Below are 16,234 nucleotides of genomic sequence, written 5' to 3'. Positions count from 1 at the left end.
CTAATTATGATAAACGTTTATAATTTGCTTAAGACTTAACTATTAACTTTAAACTGTTCCACCTTTGCTTAATCCTATTATTTGATTGAGTATTTCTATTACAATTTCTCTATTATTGTCTCCTATCATTTTTGGTAAAAAAAAGCATCAACAATAAACCATATTAAAGTATGTATTCCAGCAGTAAACCAAACCGTTACAACTGTTAAAATAAGCAAGATTATCGCTGATACAGTTTTGCCAAGATAAAACCTATGAATCCCAAAACCTCCTAAAAAAAACTATAAGATCCATGTTAAAGCAACACTCTTTTTTTCATCTCTACAATCAGTTATCTTATCGTACATAATATTTCTTCCTTCTAATATACTCTACTTCTTTTGTTATGTCATCTAAAGATATCGGGTCCGTATCAGCTCTTTCATTAATCTTATTAACTATTTCAAATAATTTTTTGTCTATTTCATTTTGCATTCTTTTATAAATTATCTTTTTTTCTGCAAACGATAGACTATTTATTAAATTCCACACTTCGTTTAAATTTGACTTTATTATTAATCCCTCCTATAAATCTTAGCACTATTACAATTTCCATAATTTTCTCATATCATTTATTTATTGTGCTATTATTGTTACTTTCAATAATTTTCATCAGCTATTCTTTTGTTTTTATTTTTGCAATTCTTTATATTTATATTTTATCACATATAATGTCAAAAAGCTTATCTAAAATATTTTTTATTATTCTACACATTCCTACGTTCTGGGCATACAGTATCTATAAAACTAAAAAGGTACTATGCAAATCTTCAACATGCACAGTACCTTTCGAATAAACTTTTTTGTAGACTAAAAACTTCTATTTATCCTAATCGATTATTATAATTCTCAAATTCGGAAATTTCCAGACAGTAAATCATTTGGATCACTGCTGGTTCCAATATATGCCTCATAAGTGATGTCTTCCAACTCCCATGAAGAAGTCTGCGGATTATACCACTTCAATTTTTCAACCGGGCAGGTAATATTAACTGTTACTTCTTGTCCAGGCTCTAAAGTTACACGTTGAAAACCCCGCAGCAATTTAACCGGACGATCAACCGACGAATTACTGAAGCCAACATAAAACTGTATTACCTCATCCCCCTTCATTTCACCTGTATTTTTTACCTTACAGCTTGCAATGATGTTATCTTTATCTACAATAAATGAAGGGTCTGAAAGCTGAAATGACGTATATGACAAACCATAACCGAATGGGAACAACGGCTTAATTCTTTCCTTGTCCAATTTCGTATATCCGTGATAATAACCGTAAGTAATTTCATCCGCATACCAGTCAATCTTCGGCAAATCTTCTTCATTCTTTACTATCGCAAACGGAAGTTTACCACCTGGGTTCACATCACCAAAGAGCGTTTCAGCAATTACTGTACCACCTTCCATACCAGGATAATAAGCCATAAGTATGGCTGGAACATAGTCTTTCCACTCGTCCATTAAAATCATACTACCGCCAATCAGCACAACTGCTGTGTTTGGATTTATGGGTCCAACTTTTTTGATTAGCTCAATTTCATTTTTATGTAATCCAAGATTTTTGCGATCTCCACCGATTTTTTTACTAAATTTAGCAACATCATTTGGCTCCAAATACTCTCCTTCGTCATCATGATCATTGCCAACTACCAATACAACTGCATCAGCAGCTTTCGCAATCTGTACCGCTAGTTCTAAATTTTCCCCATTATAGTAGTCCACTTCGCTGTTTTCCATTAAGTTGGTAATACCTGCAAGTGGCGTTACGACATAAGGCGGAAATACTCGGCTGGAACCGTGATCACCAATATTGGCTTTATTTGCAAGTTTTCCTATTACAGCGATACGCTTTACTTTTGCTTTAGAAAATGGCAAAACTTTATTATCATTTTTTAAAAGTGTCATTGCTTCTTCGGCGGCCCGTTTAGCTAAAGCAATATGTGCTTGGCAAGCAATTAATTCTTTAGTATATTCTTGTGGATCTTTTGCATCGGTAAAAGCAAGAAGTGTTCGAACAATTCTAACCGCTGCTTCATCAATCTCTGATTCGCTCACTAGACCGTCATGAACAGCTTTCACTAATCTTTCTCCATAAAACTTTGTGTTACACATTTCGACATCAAGTCCGTTTGTTGCAGAACCGATAGTGTCTCTTACTCCCCAAATAAAATCGCTTATGACAAATCCATCGAATCCCCACGTTTCTTTTAACACATGATCAAGCAAATAGCCATTTTGTCCGCAATAAGTTCCATTGTATTTATTGTAGGCACTCATCACAGCGGCTGCGCCTGCATCTATGCAGTCTTTAAAGTGTGGTAAAAATACTTCCTGTTCCGTTCTTTGGTCTGCTTTCACATTAACGGTAAAGCGTGCATTTTCCATACTGTTAAATGCAAAATGCTTAACACAGGCAATCACATTGTGTTTTTGTACTCCTTTTACTAGCGCTGAACCCATTTTGCCCAAAAGGAAATCATCTTCACCATAAACCTCTTGGCTTCGTCCCCATCCGGGATGATAAGGGAGGTTTACGCATACGCCACCATAGAAATTCCCACCGTAAGCTCTGATTTCTTTAGCAATCACTTCGCCAATTTTTCCCTCCAACTCAGGATCAAAAGTAGCTCCGCGTGCCATTGGCACAGGAAAACAAGTGCTCTTTCCGCAAACTACCCCACGTGGACCATCACAAAATTTCAATTCAGGTACATTCAAACGCTGATTTCCACCAGCAGGGTAAGGATAATAGTTATAATGCACATCAGAAGAACTAATGTTAAAAGCCTCTGTAAGTTCCTCCTCACTTACACGTCCACTCATCAAATATACTTTTTCTTCCAGCGTTAGTTTTGAAACAATATCTTTAGCTCTTTCGGTAAGAGACAATCGATATTCTTTTAGACTTGACATAACTTCTTCTCCCTTTGTATTATTAGATTTTTGTTTTTTTGACATACTTATTCCTCCTCATATAATCATTTTTTTAAGACAATAAATTTGTCTTGCTTCTTAAAACTTAACAAAATACATTATTTAATCAGTTTTCTCCTGCAGATTGAACCTGTATAAATTTAGAACGTATATATAAAGTAAAGAATACAACACCAATCAAAATAATACCTTCAACTAATTCCGATACTTCTGCACTGACTCTAGAGAGAATCAAGCCATTTTGAAGTACAGAAAGAATCAGCGCACCAATAAATAGCTTATAGATTTTACTTCCAGCTCCTCCTGTAACTGGCACTCCACCGACAAACAGGGACATAAGAACTTGAAGTTCAAAAAAATTACCCATTGCCGGATCAACACCGCCAATTCGTCCGACTGTTAAAGCACCCACAATTCCTGCCATAATACCAGAAATCATAAAGGCTAGAATTTTATATTTATCTACAGAAATACCGGTATAAATTCCGACCATCTCGTTTTCTCCAATAACTTTACTATAAAATCCTATTTTTGTATATTCAAACAGGTAATACATAACTGCCATAGTTGTAACAAAAATCGAGATTTTAATAGCAAAATTGTCTAATAATAGCACAGAGCTAGAAACATAGATAACTTGTCCACCTGTTATATACACGACTATCGCACGAAGAGTAATCATCATGGCAAGTGTAACCATTAGCGACTGAACTTTGAATTTGCTCACGATAACGCCGTTAAAAGCACCAATCAATGCACCTAGAAAAATAGCTACAGGGAAATATGCTATAAACCCGAGACTATTAGAAGCCATTGCTGCAATCGTTCCAACTAGCGCCAGAGCAGAGCCTTGTGAGAGGTCACACCCTCCCTGAGTCACAACAAAAATCATCCCTGCCCCACCCAAAATCAATGGTACTACCTGATTAATTATATTAACCAGATTATCAACACTCCAGAATTTGGGCCCTACAATAATACTGAATATGATTATAAGCAAAATCAAACTTATAAATGGGAAAATACGCTGATAACTAGACCATAAACCTTTTTTCATTACATCATCACCTCCATAATTGATTCTTCCGTGAAGCCAGAACTTCTATAAAAGGTTTTTACAACTTTTCCTTCTTTCATTACAAGAAGCCTGTCACACATACCGATTAGCTCTGGCAACTCATCCGAAATCATGATGATTGAAAGCCCCTGCTTTTTTGCTTCATTCATCACACTATAAATATAAGCTTTTACCCCTACATCAACTCCTCTAGTAGGACAGTCCATAATTAAAATTCTGACTTTTTCGTTCATCCATCTGGCAAAGTTAATTTTTTGTTTATTTCCACCACTTAGTCCCCTAATATACTGAGAAATACTTTTTGCCTTTATTTCAAAATCATTAACAACTTTGCTGCTTAATTTTCTCATCTTTGCAGGTCTGATATAACCGAAGGGACCTTGCAATATTTCAATAGATGGCAAACATATATTATTCTCTACACTGTCGTTTATCATCAGCGCCTGCTTATCCCTATCTTTCGGAACATACCCAATGCCAAGCTTTCTTGCATGAATAGAATTTTTTACTTTTATCTTTTCATTTGATGATATAAAGTATATGGAACCTTTTTGCGGCTTTATTACGCCGAAAATAGTCTCTCCAAGTTCATGAATTCCAGCATCACTTAAGCCACATATGCCAAGTATTTCCCCTTTATGCAAATCAAATGAGACATCTTCAAAATGCTCTTCAACAGTCAAATCACACACACTTAACACCACATCGTCTTCATATTGATCTTCCCAGTCATTCCTATAATATGAACCACTTAACTCTCTGCCGACCATCAGGCGTTTCAAAATATCAGGAGTCAGTTCACAACTTTTCCTTGTATCCACTACAACTCCATCACGCATAATTGTAATGTTATCCGTAATTTTGATAATTTCCTCAAGATCGTGTGTAATTAGCAAAACAGATTTCCCTTGTTTTTTAAATTGCTCTATAATGCTATACAGCAATTTCCTGTTGTTCAGCGAAATGGCCGTAGTAATTTCATCAAGAATCAGAAAGTTCGGATTCACTGACAGAGCTCTTGCAAGTTCAACCATTTTTTTCTCTTCAACAGAAAGAGTACTAGCAAGATTTTGGACCGGAAATTTACCAAGATTCCAATAACTCAGGTGTTCGCTTGCAGCTTTATAAAGACCTTGCAAATCAATTACTCCATTTTTGTTGAACATATCAAGCCTACCTAAAAAAATATTTACTCCTATTGGCAGTCCATCCACCAATCCAAGTTCTTGAACTACTGTACCTATCTTATGATTGAAAGCATCCAACGGCGTCTTCGGTTCGTACGGTTCTCCGTCTAAAAACATCATCCCACTATCTTTTTGGATAATACCTGAGATCAATGAAATCAACGTAGACTTTCCGGAGCCATTCTCACCGATTAAACCGCGAATTTCTCCCTTCTGAATAGAGATTGAAACATCATTGTTTGCATGTGTTGGTCCAAAAAATTTATTAAGTTTTTCAGCTCTAAAAATATACTCGTTTGTCATTTTACTACCCCCTTATAATGCCTCTGAGCTAGGACGCCACATACTATAACACATGCTCCTACCGCAACCTGTTGCCATGTTCCAGATGGTACACCGAGTATAGTTAAAATATTAAATAATGATTCGACAATTACCGAGCTAATTATAACAGCCACGGTAAGATTAAAAATCTGCTCAAATGCTTGTGCTAACAGGTATACAGCAAGAGGAATAAATATCAAGGCTATACTGTTTAGACCTGTTGTTGGCATAACTCTTCCTGCGTAACTCTCGTTAATAGCGCTCGCAAGGCCAATAAAAACACTACCAACTAGACCACCCCTTATGATTGCTTTAGTTACATCTACACCCATCATTTTGGCAACCTCTCTGTTACTACCTACAGCTCGAATATCAAAGCCGATAGAAGTCCTATTAAAAATGATATATGCCATAATAAGGCCTAATGCCAAAACAATAATAATCCATGGAATAGAACCTAATTTTCTAGCAGTAACTCCTAAAGATACTACCTGTTTGCCTAGTTTAAGTTGTGATGCTCCATAAAGTGCACCAATTCCCTCATATATCATAGCCATACCAAGTCCAAACACCCAAGAAGGTATTTTCGTCTTAATCATACATTTTAAATTAATATATTCTAGTGCAAATGATACAAGAATCCCACCTAAAATCAAACCGAAGTACCCGATTTTTATAGCCAGAATACCGCTTACAATACAGGCCAAAATCATGATAGCTCCAATTGACAAATCCATAATTCCACTTGTAAAAATGAAGCAAAAACCCCACGCTACGAAAGCTGGCACAACAGCATGGACCAAAATAGAAAGAATATTAGAACTTTCCATGAAACGTCCTTTAGTAAAAATATTAAATATTATGTAAGGAATTATGATAAGAATAACACTTAAAAGTTTTTTTATATCATATCTACTTACCAAAAATCTTCTTTCTTGAAATTTCCCCAGAGAATAACTCTTCTCACTATCAACCGATTTCATCGCAGCATCTCCCCTGTAAAATATTGAAAATCTATTCATACCATTCATGATATCAATTGCTTTAATAAAGCTAACTATGTATTTAGAAAAAACCAAAACTAATTGTAAACAAAATCATTCTTTATAATTAACAGTTGAACAATATGGAAAGCCCCTTTTTCTCCAGGTCTTCTATATTTATATATTATGATAAAAGCTATTTATCTATGGAGCTTTCCATCTCCTTTCTCATATCACAAAAACATCAAATATGTTAGTTGATGATTCCTGCTTTTTTTAATTCATCTGAAGTAACAAGGCCTTCTTTCTGCTTTTCCTCCAACCTAGATTTAATAGAATAATTGCTAATTACAGATTTTACTTCATTTAAAGTAACATTCGGATTCCACGGAACAGTTAAATTCCGTAATTCAGTTACTGAGAACGGCTCATTGTTCAGCCAAAATTTTTGGTAAAGAGATACTTGATTATTGGGTAATGTCAGAACTGGGACTGTTACTACGGGTGCCTTATTGCCAGAATCTCTCAATGGATGATTGTTGAGGTAATTAACAAGGAGAATAGTCGCAAAGTCAACATTAACCCAATGCGCACCGTTAGCGGCAGTAATTGTACCTGCCTTTAGACCAGCAAGAATATCTGGATCAAGATCAGTTACAAATACTTTTGCTTTAACGTTAGGATGTTTTTGAAGTGCCTGCAGAGCACCGCTGCCAAAATCGCCACCAGTAGCATAGATACAATCAACATCGGGATGAGCCGTAAGTAAGTCGTCAGTTTGGGAAAGTGCGTCAGCTAGCGTTGTATTGCCCCAGCCAACATCAAGGACTCTTCCACCAGCTTTGGTAAATGAATCTGTAAAACCTTTAACTCTCGCAGAGTGTGTTGTATCCGTATTTTTTCCTGTTACTACAATCGCTTTCTTAAGACCTTGATTTGCAGCGTATTCACCTATCGGATAACCAGCATCATAGTCATGTTCGCCGACTACACCCACAAAATAAGGATTTTGTTGGAGTATTTCCATACTTTTATCAGAAGGAATATGATCATAAATTACAAACGGTATTTTAGCTTCTCTGCATTTTTGTGATACAACAGGAAAGAGCGTATCTGAAATACCGAAGAATACAATCCCATCAACACCCGAAGAAATCATGTTCTGAACGTTCTGAACCGATTGTTCTACTTTGCCTTCATCATTTGTAATCATAGTATCCACATTTAATGCATCGGCAGTCGCTTTAAAACTTTTTTCAAGAATGTCCAATGAATAAAAGCCTTTTAAGAAATTGTTAAATCCCAATTTAAGCTTTTTATTAGCTGTTGTTGAATTTTTCTGAGAAGGCGGCGTAGTGGTCGATGATATTTTAGAAGACGAAGATGACGAACCACACCCACTAAATATTAATGTGCATGCTAAAATAATTACCAATAAAACGTAGAAAATTTTCCTCATTTTTATCACTCCTTTTCAACTTACTTGATAAGATAACGCAAACTCCCAAACTTCTCATTATTCTACATAAATTTAACACCTCCATTGATTACTGACATTTAGTTTGCAAAACCCAAAAAACTTTAAAATATTAAGGTTTCGCATATTTCAAAGGACTTCCTCCAATTTCAAAGAATTATCAATATCAGAAATGGAGGCATCCTTATAAAACTAAGCTTAAACTATTAAAAGTTATTAATGGATTGTATGACATTCAATTTACTTCATTTTCACAGCAATTGGTATCATTTACATTACCTAAAATAAAGATTCTTATTTTATGTTTTCAATAAGTTCGTTTAGGTCAATCTCTGGAAATGCATTTTTTAGACCTGTTATGAATTTATTCCCTGGACGCGATTCGCCTTTTTTAATGCGTATTAGTTGTCTTTGGCTCATGTAAACTTTTTGTGATAATTGTTTTTGAGTTAAATTATATTTTATAAGTATCTCATTAATAACATTATTAATATTATTAATCATATAATTTCCCCCTCTGACATCTTGTGTTGTTACTTTTATTATATAATGTCATTTAATAAATGTCAATTATTTTATTATATTATTTTATATTTTGTAATTTTATTAATGACATTAATATCTCTCTTATCAATCCGTTTACAGTCAAACTTCAGATTGTCATTTATACGTTGACATACATGTCACTTTTTTGCTACAATTGGAAATAAGAAAGTAAATTAAGAGGAAGTGGTTATTTTGAAGAGCAAAAAAACGATTGGTGACGTAATAAAAGAATTAAGGCAAAGTAAAAACATTTCTCAAAGAAAATTAGCTAATCTGATAGGAGTTAGTAATACTGCAATATATCAAATAGAAAAAAATAAAAATAAATATTTTGATCCTGAAATGCTTTCTAAAATTGCTAAAGCACTTGATACAACATCTGATGAAATTATGCGTCAAGTTAATGAAAGTAATAATGTTAAAAATCAAAATACTTCTTCAGATTATAAAGATATACCTATTGAAGATATTGAACAGTTTTTAGATGGTCGAAAAATGTTATCTTTTAAAGGGCAAATTTTGGCAGAAGAGCAAATAAGATATGTATATGCTTTTTTAGTTACTGCTGATGAAATATATAAAAAACAGCAAGAAAAACTTGCCAAAGGTCCTGAATATAGAAAGGATTTTGAATAAAAGTTAAATTATGTTAAAAAATTATAAAAGAGGATTACCTGTGACCCACTTATCGTTAGAGCCTCTTTTAATAAACATTCCATAGTTAGCAACTTAATTCATAGAATGAACTAATCTTTTTATTTACCTCCTCAATATCAAATTCTTTGTACCCTTGATTTTCTCCCCAAGCCATCATATTTTCATATTCTGGATTGTTTTTATCAGAAATTATTTCTAAAAATTCATCATAGCCATATTCACCGCCTACATCTTCTGGTGGGGCATTTCCTTCCCCATCAATACAGACAGCATAATTTTTATCATAATTGTCAATGATCTTTTGAACTTCAATATAATGCTGCCAATTGTCTCCAAAGTCATAAACATACATCAACCTTTTATATTGCGGAATATATTCTGATAACTTAATACCCTTTTCAAAAATCATTTCTATGCCACTCTCGTTTGGATAATCAAAAGCTTCTTCATCGCTGACTAAATTTACAATCGCCTTATATCCATCTTTACTGTAAGAAGGATGATTGATAAATGAGACATCCTGTCGTTCATTGCCATAAATGAAAAATTCATGAAGATGATAATCCTGCCAGCCAAAAGCAGCCTGAAGTACTTTGTGAAGCTGTGTAAATGTAGTATTTATAGGAACAACAAGCCTGCGCCAAATATTATGATTTTCTATCTCAAGTGTTACTTTTAACTCTACTGCCCTGCATTTAAAAATGGGTCTACCAACAAAATCTTCTAAATCTTTAAACATTTCTTTACTTGGAGATGTATATCCTTCTTCCTGTTTGCCTACCCAATAACGGCTTGCTACTTTGCTTACAAAAGTTTGATAAACTGTATTGTCCAAAAGCAAATCTTCATATAAGTACACCACATTACAAGCAGCATTCATTTTCCCTACATAAATACTATTTTTTGTTTTTCCATATACAACTTTTCCCGCTTGTCTTATATACTCTTCCACAATTTCTTCATCAATACACTCATCTAATAACACCAGACGAATAGCATTTAAAATAACTTCATCAAACCTTCTAAAATCCTTTGCCTTAAGTCCATATAAAACAACCACATACCTGTTTTTATCATTTACAAGAACCATCGTTTTCCTTCGATTCAATGTAATTAAATTCGCGTGCCAAGAAAATAATAAATTTTCTTCTTCATACGTAACGGGTTTTCTCTCCAGCACATCTAACAACTTTTTTGTACATTGTATTAACATAGCCTATCACACCTTATACATGATCATTTTCAATAATACATAAAATCGTGGTCATAGTCAAACAAAAACAGTAATTTAACATAATTGTTTTTAAAACTATAAGCAAATTCCTTGTTTCCTGTTTATTTTTTATTTGCTTCATTATTCTTTTTCTGCTGCATTAATTTAAAAATATTTACCATAGGCAATTTTACTGGTGGATTTATTCCAGAAAGAGATGTAACAGTTAAAATATATGCCCGCGATAACTGAGAAAGTGTCGTTAAGCCATTTAGCTCCAGCATGCTAAGAAAATCATCTTTTTTTAGTTTTTGAGCATTTCCAATAAATGCCCCTTCCATATTTAAATTAATTTTAAACAAAATAGTATTCTTAATCTTTGCCTTTATCACAGTTATAAATTCAATATATCCTGTATATTTATCTTCAAATTCATCAATTTCTTTTATATTATAGTCAAAATCATAAGTAACATGTACTTTAGCCTCATTTGTACCAATATCCCTCGTCTCAATTTTAAACTCAGATACCCTATTTGCAACAAACTGAAAGTCTGCTAACACCCTATTTGCATTAATCATGACCCCACCGCCAATTTAATTTCTAATTTTTTATCTGTTTGATCATTTAGGTTTTCTTCAAAGTCAACTGTATCCCAGATTTTAGCTTTGCCATTCTCTTCTCCAAATATTATCTTAAAATTCCATCCTAGCTTTTTTGAAATTTTCCACAGTTGTTCAATGGTTGGATTATATTGACCACTTTCAAGTTTTGATACCATTGATTGCTTAATTTCCAATTTCTCAGCAAGCTGTTTTTGCGTCAAATCATTTTTTTAATCCTAAATTCATATATCTTCATAGAAATCTCATATAATATATCATCTAATTCAAACTTTTCTTTTGTTGATTCATCAGCTAACTCATCAATTAACTTCCATGCATCTCCTAATTTTAATTCATTGTCAATAATCTCCATAATAAATTCCCTTCTATTTTTTTCTTATAACATTGATTTTTATACTCTTCTAAAAATTTAAGTCTTTGCCTATACATTCTTATAAACTTTTCTTTATCCAAGGTATTTAAGAATAGAATCTTCACGGTTCTACTATAAAACCGTAAATTGGATCCTTTATCTTCCATCTCTTTTCCCCAAATTCACCATTCCCTTTATTATCTTTTATGTTCTCTCTTTCATGGCTTGAGATGTAACCTTCAGGTTGTTGATACAAGCAAATTCCGCTTTGTACTACAGCCTGATTTCTCGAATACAATAGCAATTTAGAAAATCGAGTACACCTTTAATATCAACATAATGTGCTTCATGCATTTTAATCTGTAATTCCTTAGTAAGAAACGGGCTATATTTTGACACAAAAAACTCGTGGTCCATTGTATAAGGTAACAAATCACTCAAAGACCAATCTTTCTGTCGAATCTCCTTTAATATTTCTATTAAATCAATATTGTCCAAAATAGAGATACGCCCAATACCATCAGTCTTATCTACATTAACACCATAATAGCGAAGCATCCAAATTAACGTTTGAAAAATGTTAGTGCCGGTAAATGTTTCAAATAATAGTTCACCATCCATCCTCCATATTATTCTCTCATCCGGTCTTACTTTATAATGACGATAAGGCGCACGTAACTCTTCTAAAGTATAGCGACCATCATCATTAATAAAATCAAATATATAATCTGAACATAATATCTCATGCATATGTTCAGGAATTCTTCTGTGCAATCGCACACCCCCACCTGAATAATTAGGTGGATGCCCATCCACTGCTTTCTGCACATATACCTTGCTGCGTTTAGCATCTACTTCTTTGATCGTCCACAATCGCCCAGCAAGGATAATGTTATCTCCTTCATTTACGAATGGCGTTTTTTCAATTTCCCCAATTTTTTTAATTCCATCTAATACTTCATATGAATCTTCAGTCATAAAAACAGAATAAAAATCTTTTCCTCTAAGCAGTCGTTCCCCTTCTAATCCGACAATCAACTGGCCTGTATCACTAAGTTGTTCCAAATAATCTTGCTTAACCATATGTTCAATTAACAGGCAAATATCTGTTTCCGGTAAATCATAAAATGCACCATTGCGTTTCAACAATGTAATTAAATCTTCTGGTGCAGCGCCATTCATTTGGTGGCATATTGAAATAATTTGATGAAACAAAATATCATAAGGGTGCGAATAACCTTTACTCGGCTCTATCCACTTTTGTAATAACAAATCCATCACTGCAATAGATTGTAATAACCCGTACTTATCTGCTGTATATAATTGCAAATACTGATCTTTACCCTGTTTTCTGCCTGACCTTCCTAACCTTTGTTTTAAAGATGAAACAGTAAAAGTACTATCCACTTGAATAACAAAATCTATTTCTCCAATATCAATTCCTAGCTCCAATGAGCTGGTTGCTACGATACTTTTAGGCACAGTAGATTTAGCCATCATCTTCTCAACAAATTCACGTTCCGCTTTAGCAATCGAAGAATGGTGTGCGTAGTACATCTGCCCTATTCCATCTCGTTCAGCCAAACGATTTAAAATAACTGTTGCTTCTTCAACAGCACCTCGGCTATTAAAAAAAATTAAGGCAGAATGATTACAGGTCAATTCCCTGATATCTTCATAAAGTTCGATAGGATAACTCCTCATTTTCTCACTGTCAAAATGCATCAAATTATAATAAAGATCTTTGTCATTTTCTTTTGCCTCGATAATTTCAACGTTATCTGGGTCTCGGTAATTAACCCAGTTCTTAACTAACTCAAAATTATCAATTGTTGCCGATAACCCAATAATACGTGGTCGATCTTTGGTAAAACATTCAATGCGAGACAATAATGAACGTAACTGAACTCCACGTTCTGTATCAATAAAAACATGAATTTCATCAATCACAATAAATTGAAGATACTGAAATAACAAAGGCAGTGCATAAGTACGATTTATAAACAAGCTTTCAATGGACTCAGGTGTGATTTGCAATATACCAGCAGGATTATCAATAAACTTCTTTTTACTATATTGACTAACATCACCGTGCCAGCGATGAACCGGAATATACATTTGATCACATAACTTTTGAATGCGTTCAAATTGATCATTAATCAACGCCTTCAATGGTGATATATAAAGAACTTTAAGAGTATAAGGCGCTGTTTCTTCAATTTGGCTAAGAATAGGCAGAAACGCTGCTTCTGTTTTTCCCGAAGCTGTAGCTGACGAAAGAACCACATCCTTTTGCGTATTCATAATAACGGGAATTGCTTTCTCTTGAATAGATGTAAATCGTGTCCAACTCATATCCCATATTTTCTTTTGCACAGTATCAGATAACATATAAAATATCTGGCTCATTTTATCCCTCTTCCCATACCAACACAAATAGCGCATTCTGTATCATTCACATGTAAAAATACCTTAAGCTATTAAAACTTGCCACGTTGAAAGCGATCATGTATATTAACCACTTTTCGATCTATCTTATCATCTTGTGGTGTTACATCAGAAGCATCAAATAATTCTTTCCAATCTGTCATCGGATTTTCAATAAGAATATTTAAACTACTGATAAACTGTCGAATAACGTCCCCCAAGATGATTTGCTTCTCTGCACCCGGTCGTTCGTAAAAATGAATCAAAAAATCACGAATCTTTTCATCCGTTACCATTGGTTCATAACCGTAATGAGCTGCGTGTATATCACGGATATTCATTAATAAAACCAGAATTTCATTAGGAGTAATTGGCGTTAATTTAATTACGGGTTGCTTCAAATCACGGTATTCATCGCTTTGAACACCTGGTTTTAACCTACGTTCCAATGCTTTATAGCTGTAAAGTCCCCTGCGCTCATCTTCCAAAAACTCAGGTGTACCGCTGAAGGTAATATATAAACCTTCCACTGCTCCTTGTAAAATATCATTATATATTCATTAAAATATACTCATAATTTTTTTCTCTTGCTTCTCGGTGCGTAATTTTATATAAATTAACTGCCTCATCTAAATTAATGATTAATCCTGAATATCCTATTTGACGCACAAATTTCGACAGCACCTTCAAATATCCATAATAATTGTTATCATTGATAATTTCACGAATTCCTAAATCACGAATAGCATCGGTTTTTGCCAGGTACTCCCCTCGTATCCATCTCAAAGCACGGCGTTGCTTTTCCCTGTCTTGCTCTACAAAACCCCGATAATAAACGCCTAATACATTTGCAAAATCATATCCCCCCGTTAGCTCATCCAAGTGTGAAACAACATCAATAATTTCTTTTTCAACTGCTTGAATAAAAGTAGGATCATTCAAAATAGGCCCGTCATAGCCCAATTTTTGTACCACCTTATTTTGAATATTTGTTATCCACTGGTCCAAAATCGCCGGTAAAGCATTACCATGTGGAACTGATTTAGTGGATAAGTTCCTCATTAGCTCGCTGTACAAAGCAACAGCTTGGTTATCATTACCGTATAATCTCCTATGTGGAGTAAAATCAGCTTTTGCAACGACAAACCCTACATCTAGACCTATCTGACGAACAAAATTTTGCATAAAGCTTTTGCCAGTTCCGTATGCTCCAATAAAAAATTTAATTAACGAACTTCCATTTTCCTTAATATCCTTTAGATCCTCTTTTATTTGTCTCATCTCAGCTTCACGACCAACTATTATATATTGAAGGCCTCGACTGGGAACTACCCCACCAGCTAATGCATTTAAAATATCTGCTGAATCACGCCTTTTAATTTTCATATTGCTTTACTCCTCTCTATTTCCTCCAATACACATACTAATTCTTCGTTTATCACATAATCATCGCCTATCTGTTCAATAAACACATCATCTAAATATTCCTCCGCTTTTGTATTGATTTCGTTAATAAAAACCGCAGCGGGAATTCCTTTATCTCTTATCTCATCATTCACCACGTCGATTCTTCTCCTTTTGCTAGAGAATGTGCTAATAAATTTAATTTCTTCTTCCGTTAATGAGGAAAGAAATCCTTCAACATCCACATCATCGTCACTCAGTGTAATTATCGGCCGCTCGGGAATGTCAAGTTTTGTTTTCTCTACGTCAAACATTTGTTTATCCTCATCCTGCTCATCACTGGAAAACTCTGAAAGAAAAGCCTGATGCCTTTGCTTCAATGCTTCAACTTGTTTACCGTCCAATTCTGTTCTCCAAGACTTGTTAGAATCATTATTAGCTATTTTTGTTTCTAATGTTTCATTGGGCTTTGGAGGAATTTGGCTCCCTTTCTCTTCAATTTTTGCTGTTACAATATGCGAAAAACGACTTTTAATTCCTACATCTTCATCAGTCTTATATACTTTTTTGTTTTTCATCTCTTCTAATAAACGTTTTTTGAAATTAGGTGGAAGTAACTCTTCATTTGCTTGAATTTGCCTCTTAATACCGTTACACAAACGAGTAACATTTTCAGAAACACGAAATAAAGCAGTGATCTCGTTATAAAAATATTCTGTCGGTACGTATTCCGTATATTCAATAACTCGGCTACCAACATTTCGACCAATCACTGCACTTTTAAATAAATAATACGTTGCCGTTTTTTTCTCTTGTTTAAACCAAGCCTTTTCTAAATCTAACCCTTCTTCAATGTTTATTTTTTGAAATAATTTTAATGCCTCCTTAAATGTAATGAGTATTCTCGGCAACTTCTGTTGCCTGATATAACTGAATTTCAGGAGACATATTTTAAATTTATCCCCCAAAATTTCATTCTGAAATCAT

General features: G+C 34.0%; 18 protein-coding genes. 1 reads left to right on the top strand and 17 read right to left on the bottom strand.

From position 1 onward, the window contains the following. Positions 1–125: 125 nt before the first annotated feature. From J2Z80_RS15040 to J2Z80_RS11675, 8 genes are all read right to left on the bottom strand, one after another. Positions 126–260 (bottom strand): TM2 domain-containing protein, encoded by a 135-nt coding sequence (locus tag J2Z80_RS15040; RefSeq protein ID WP_349292604.1) that lies wholly within the window; start codon positions 258–260, stop codon positions 126–128. A gap of 76 nt (positions 261–336) precedes the next feature. Then, positions 337–531: a hypothetical protein gene (locus tag J2Z80_RS11705; RefSeq protein ID WP_245301301.1), complete on the bottom strand. Its 195-nt coding sequence runs from the start codon at positions 529–531 to the stop codon at positions 337–339. A 357-nt stretch (positions 532–888) separates the two neighbouring features. Then, positions 889–2,997, bottom strand: a complete 2,109-nt coding sequence (locus J2Z80_RS11700) for a beta-glucosidase family protein (RefSeq protein WP_209454553.1) — start codon at positions 2,995–2,997, stop codon at positions 889–891. A gap of 82 nt (positions 2,998–3,079) precedes the next feature. Continuing rightward, positions 3,080–4,030 (bottom strand): ABC transporter permease, encoded by a 951-nt coding sequence (locus J2Z80_RS11695; RefSeq protein WP_015311266.1) that lies wholly within the window; start codon positions 4,028–4,030, stop codon positions 3,080–3,082. Beyond that, entirely contained in the window at positions 4,030–5,541 is a 1,512-nt protein-coding gene (locus tag J2Z80_RS11690) for a sugar ABC transporter ATP-binding protein (protein ID WP_209454552.1), read from the bottom strand. Before J2Z80_RS11690 ends, J2Z80_RS11695 begins: the two co-directional genes overlap by 1 nt. Next, positions 5,538–6,545, bottom strand: coding sequence for an ABC transporter permease (locus J2Z80_RS11685; RefSeq protein WP_209454551.1), 1,008 nt, complete (start codon positions 6,543–6,545; stop codon positions 5,538–5,540). The genes J2Z80_RS11690 and J2Z80_RS11685 overlap by 4 nt, the downstream gene beginning before the upstream one ends. A gap of 253 nt (positions 6,546–6,798) precedes the next feature. Continuing rightward, positions 6,799–8,004 carry a sugar ABC transporter substrate-binding protein gene (locus J2Z80_RS11680; protein WP_209454550.1) on the bottom strand — a complete coding sequence of 402 codons (1,206 nt, stop codon included), beginning with the start codon at positions 8,002–8,004 and terminating at the stop codon, positions 6,799–6,801. A gap of 312 nt (positions 8,005–8,316) precedes the next feature. Next, positions 8,317–8,526, bottom strand: a complete 210-nt coding sequence (locus J2Z80_RS11675; protein ID WP_209454549.1) for a helix-turn-helix domain-containing protein — start codon at positions 8,524–8,526, stop codon at positions 8,317–8,319. Between the two features lie 234 nt (positions 8,527–8,760). On the opposite strand from J2Z80_RS11675, the gene J2Z80_RS11670 reads away from it, so the two are divergent. After that, a complete protein-coding gene (locus J2Z80_RS11670) occupies positions 8,761–9,204 on the top strand; it encodes a helix-turn-helix domain-containing protein (RefSeq protein ID WP_209454548.1) in 444 nt (147 codons plus the stop codon). Between the two features lie 85 nt (positions 9,205–9,289). On the opposite strand, the gene J2Z80_RS11665 is transcribed toward J2Z80_RS11670, so the two are convergent. The 9 genes from J2Z80_RS11665 to J2Z80_RS11635 all read right to left on the bottom strand — a co-directional run bounded on the left by J2Z80_RS11665 (position 9,290) and on the right by J2Z80_RS11635 (position 16,158). Further along, on the bottom strand, positions 9,290–10,438 hold the full coding sequence (locus tag J2Z80_RS11665; protein WP_209454547.1) for a plasmid pRiA4b ORF-3 family protein: 1,149 nt from the start codon (positions 10,436–10,438) through the stop codon (positions 9,290–9,292). Positions 10,439–10,560: 122 nt separating this feature from the next. Beyond that, positions 10,561–11,019: a preprotein translocase subunit SecB gene (locus tag J2Z80_RS11660; protein ID WP_209454546.1), complete on the bottom strand. Its 459-nt coding sequence runs from the start codon at positions 11,017–11,019 to the stop codon at positions 10,561–10,563. Continuing rightward, complete coding sequence (locus J2Z80_RS15035) at positions 11,016–11,264, bottom strand: helix-turn-helix domain-containing protein (protein WP_245301300.1); 249 nt, start codon at positions 11,262–11,264, stop codon at positions 11,016–11,018. Before J2Z80_RS15035 ends, J2Z80_RS11660 begins: the two co-directional genes overlap by 4 nt. Continuing rightward, entirely contained in the window at positions 11,261–11,416 is a 156-nt protein-coding gene (locus tag J2Z80_RS15030; protein ID WP_245301299.1) for a hypothetical protein, read from the bottom strand. The genes J2Z80_RS15035 and J2Z80_RS15030 overlap by 4 nt, the downstream gene beginning before the upstream one ends. Before the next feature lie 121 nt (positions 11,417–11,537). Beyond that, positions 11,538–11,714 (bottom strand): hypothetical protein, encoded by a 177-nt coding sequence (locus J2Z80_RS11650; RefSeq protein ID WP_209454545.1) that lies wholly within the window; start codon positions 11,712–11,714, stop codon positions 11,538–11,540. Further along, on the bottom strand, positions 11,690–13,825 hold the full coding sequence (locus J2Z80_RS11645; RefSeq protein WP_209454544.1) for a DEAD/DEAH box helicase: 2,136 nt from the start codon (positions 13,823–13,825) through the stop codon (positions 11,690–11,692). Before J2Z80_RS11645 ends, J2Z80_RS11650 begins: the two co-directional genes overlap by 25 nt. A gap of 71 nt (positions 13,826–13,896) precedes the next feature. Continuing rightward, complete coding sequence (locus J2Z80_RS15215; RefSeq protein WP_349292602.1) at positions 13,897–14,373, bottom strand: BREX system ATP-binding domain-containing protein; 477 nt, start codon at positions 14,371–14,373, stop codon at positions 13,897–13,899. A gap of 19 nt (positions 14,374–14,392) precedes the next feature. After that, on the bottom strand, positions 14,393–15,229 hold the full coding sequence (locus J2Z80_RS15210; protein WP_280953193.1) for a BREX system ATP-binding domain-containing protein: 837 nt from the start codon (positions 15,227–15,229) through the stop codon (positions 14,393–14,395). Continuing rightward, on the bottom strand, positions 15,226–16,158 hold the full coding sequence (locus tag J2Z80_RS11635) for a tellurite resistance TerB C-terminal domain-containing protein (RefSeq protein ID WP_245301298.1): 933 nt from the start codon (positions 16,156–16,158) through the stop codon (positions 15,226–15,228). Before J2Z80_RS11635 ends, J2Z80_RS15210 begins: the two co-directional genes overlap by 4 nt. Positions 16,159–16,234: the final 76 nt, after the last annotated feature.

The organism is Thermoanaerobacterium butyriciformans, from assembly GCF_017874545.1.
GTDB classification, from domain to species: Bacteria; Bacillota; Thermoanaerobacteria; order Thermoanaerobacterales; family Thermoanaerobacteraceae; genus Thermoanaerobacterium; species Thermoanaerobacterium butyriciformans.
Note: the sequence above shows the minus strand (reverse complement) of the source record. Positions and strands in the feature narration are given on the sequence as shown.

Coding starts and splice junctions, on each gene's coding strand:
- J2Z80_RS11680 (WP_209454550.1), bottom strand. CDS start 8,004: ATGAGGAAAATTTTCTACGTTTTATTGGTAATTATTTTAGCATGCACA.
- J2Z80_RS15210 (WP_280953193.1), bottom strand. CDS start 15,229: ATGAAAATTAAAAGGCGTGATTCAGCAGATATTTTAAATGCATTAGCT.
- J2Z80_RS11695 (WP_015311266.1), bottom strand. CDS start 4,030: ATGAAAAAAGGTTTATGGTCTAGTTATCAGCGTATTTTCCCATTTATA.
- J2Z80_RS11665 (WP_209454547.1), bottom strand. CDS start 10,438: ATGTTAATACAATGTACAAAAAAGTTGTTAGATGTGCTGGAGAGAAAA.
- J2Z80_RS15030 (WP_245301299.1), bottom strand. CDS start 11,416: ATGGAGATTATTGACAATGAATTAAAATTAGGAGATGCATGGAAGTTA.
- J2Z80_RS11700 (WP_209454553.1), bottom strand. CDS start 2,997: ATGTCAAAAAAACAAAAATCTAATAATACAAAGGGAGAAGAAGTTATG.
- J2Z80_RS11685 (WP_209454551.1), bottom strand. CDS start 6,545: ATGAAATCGGTTGATAGTGAGAAGAGTTATTCTCTGGGGAAATTTCAA.
- J2Z80_RS11660 (WP_209454546.1), bottom strand. CDS start 11,019: ATGATTAATGCAAATAGGGTGTTAGCAGACTTTCAGTTTGTTGCAAAT.
- J2Z80_RS11675 (WP_209454549.1), bottom strand. CDS start 8,526: ATGATTAATAATATTAATAATGTTATTAATGAGATACTTATAAAATAT.
- J2Z80_RS11645 (WP_209454544.1), bottom strand. CDS start 13,825: ATGAGCCAGATATTTTATATGTTATCTGATACTGTGCAAAAGAAAATA.
- J2Z80_RS11690 (WP_209454552.1), bottom strand. CDS start 5,541: ATGACAAACGAGTATATTTTTAGAGCTGAAAAACTTAATAAATTTTTT.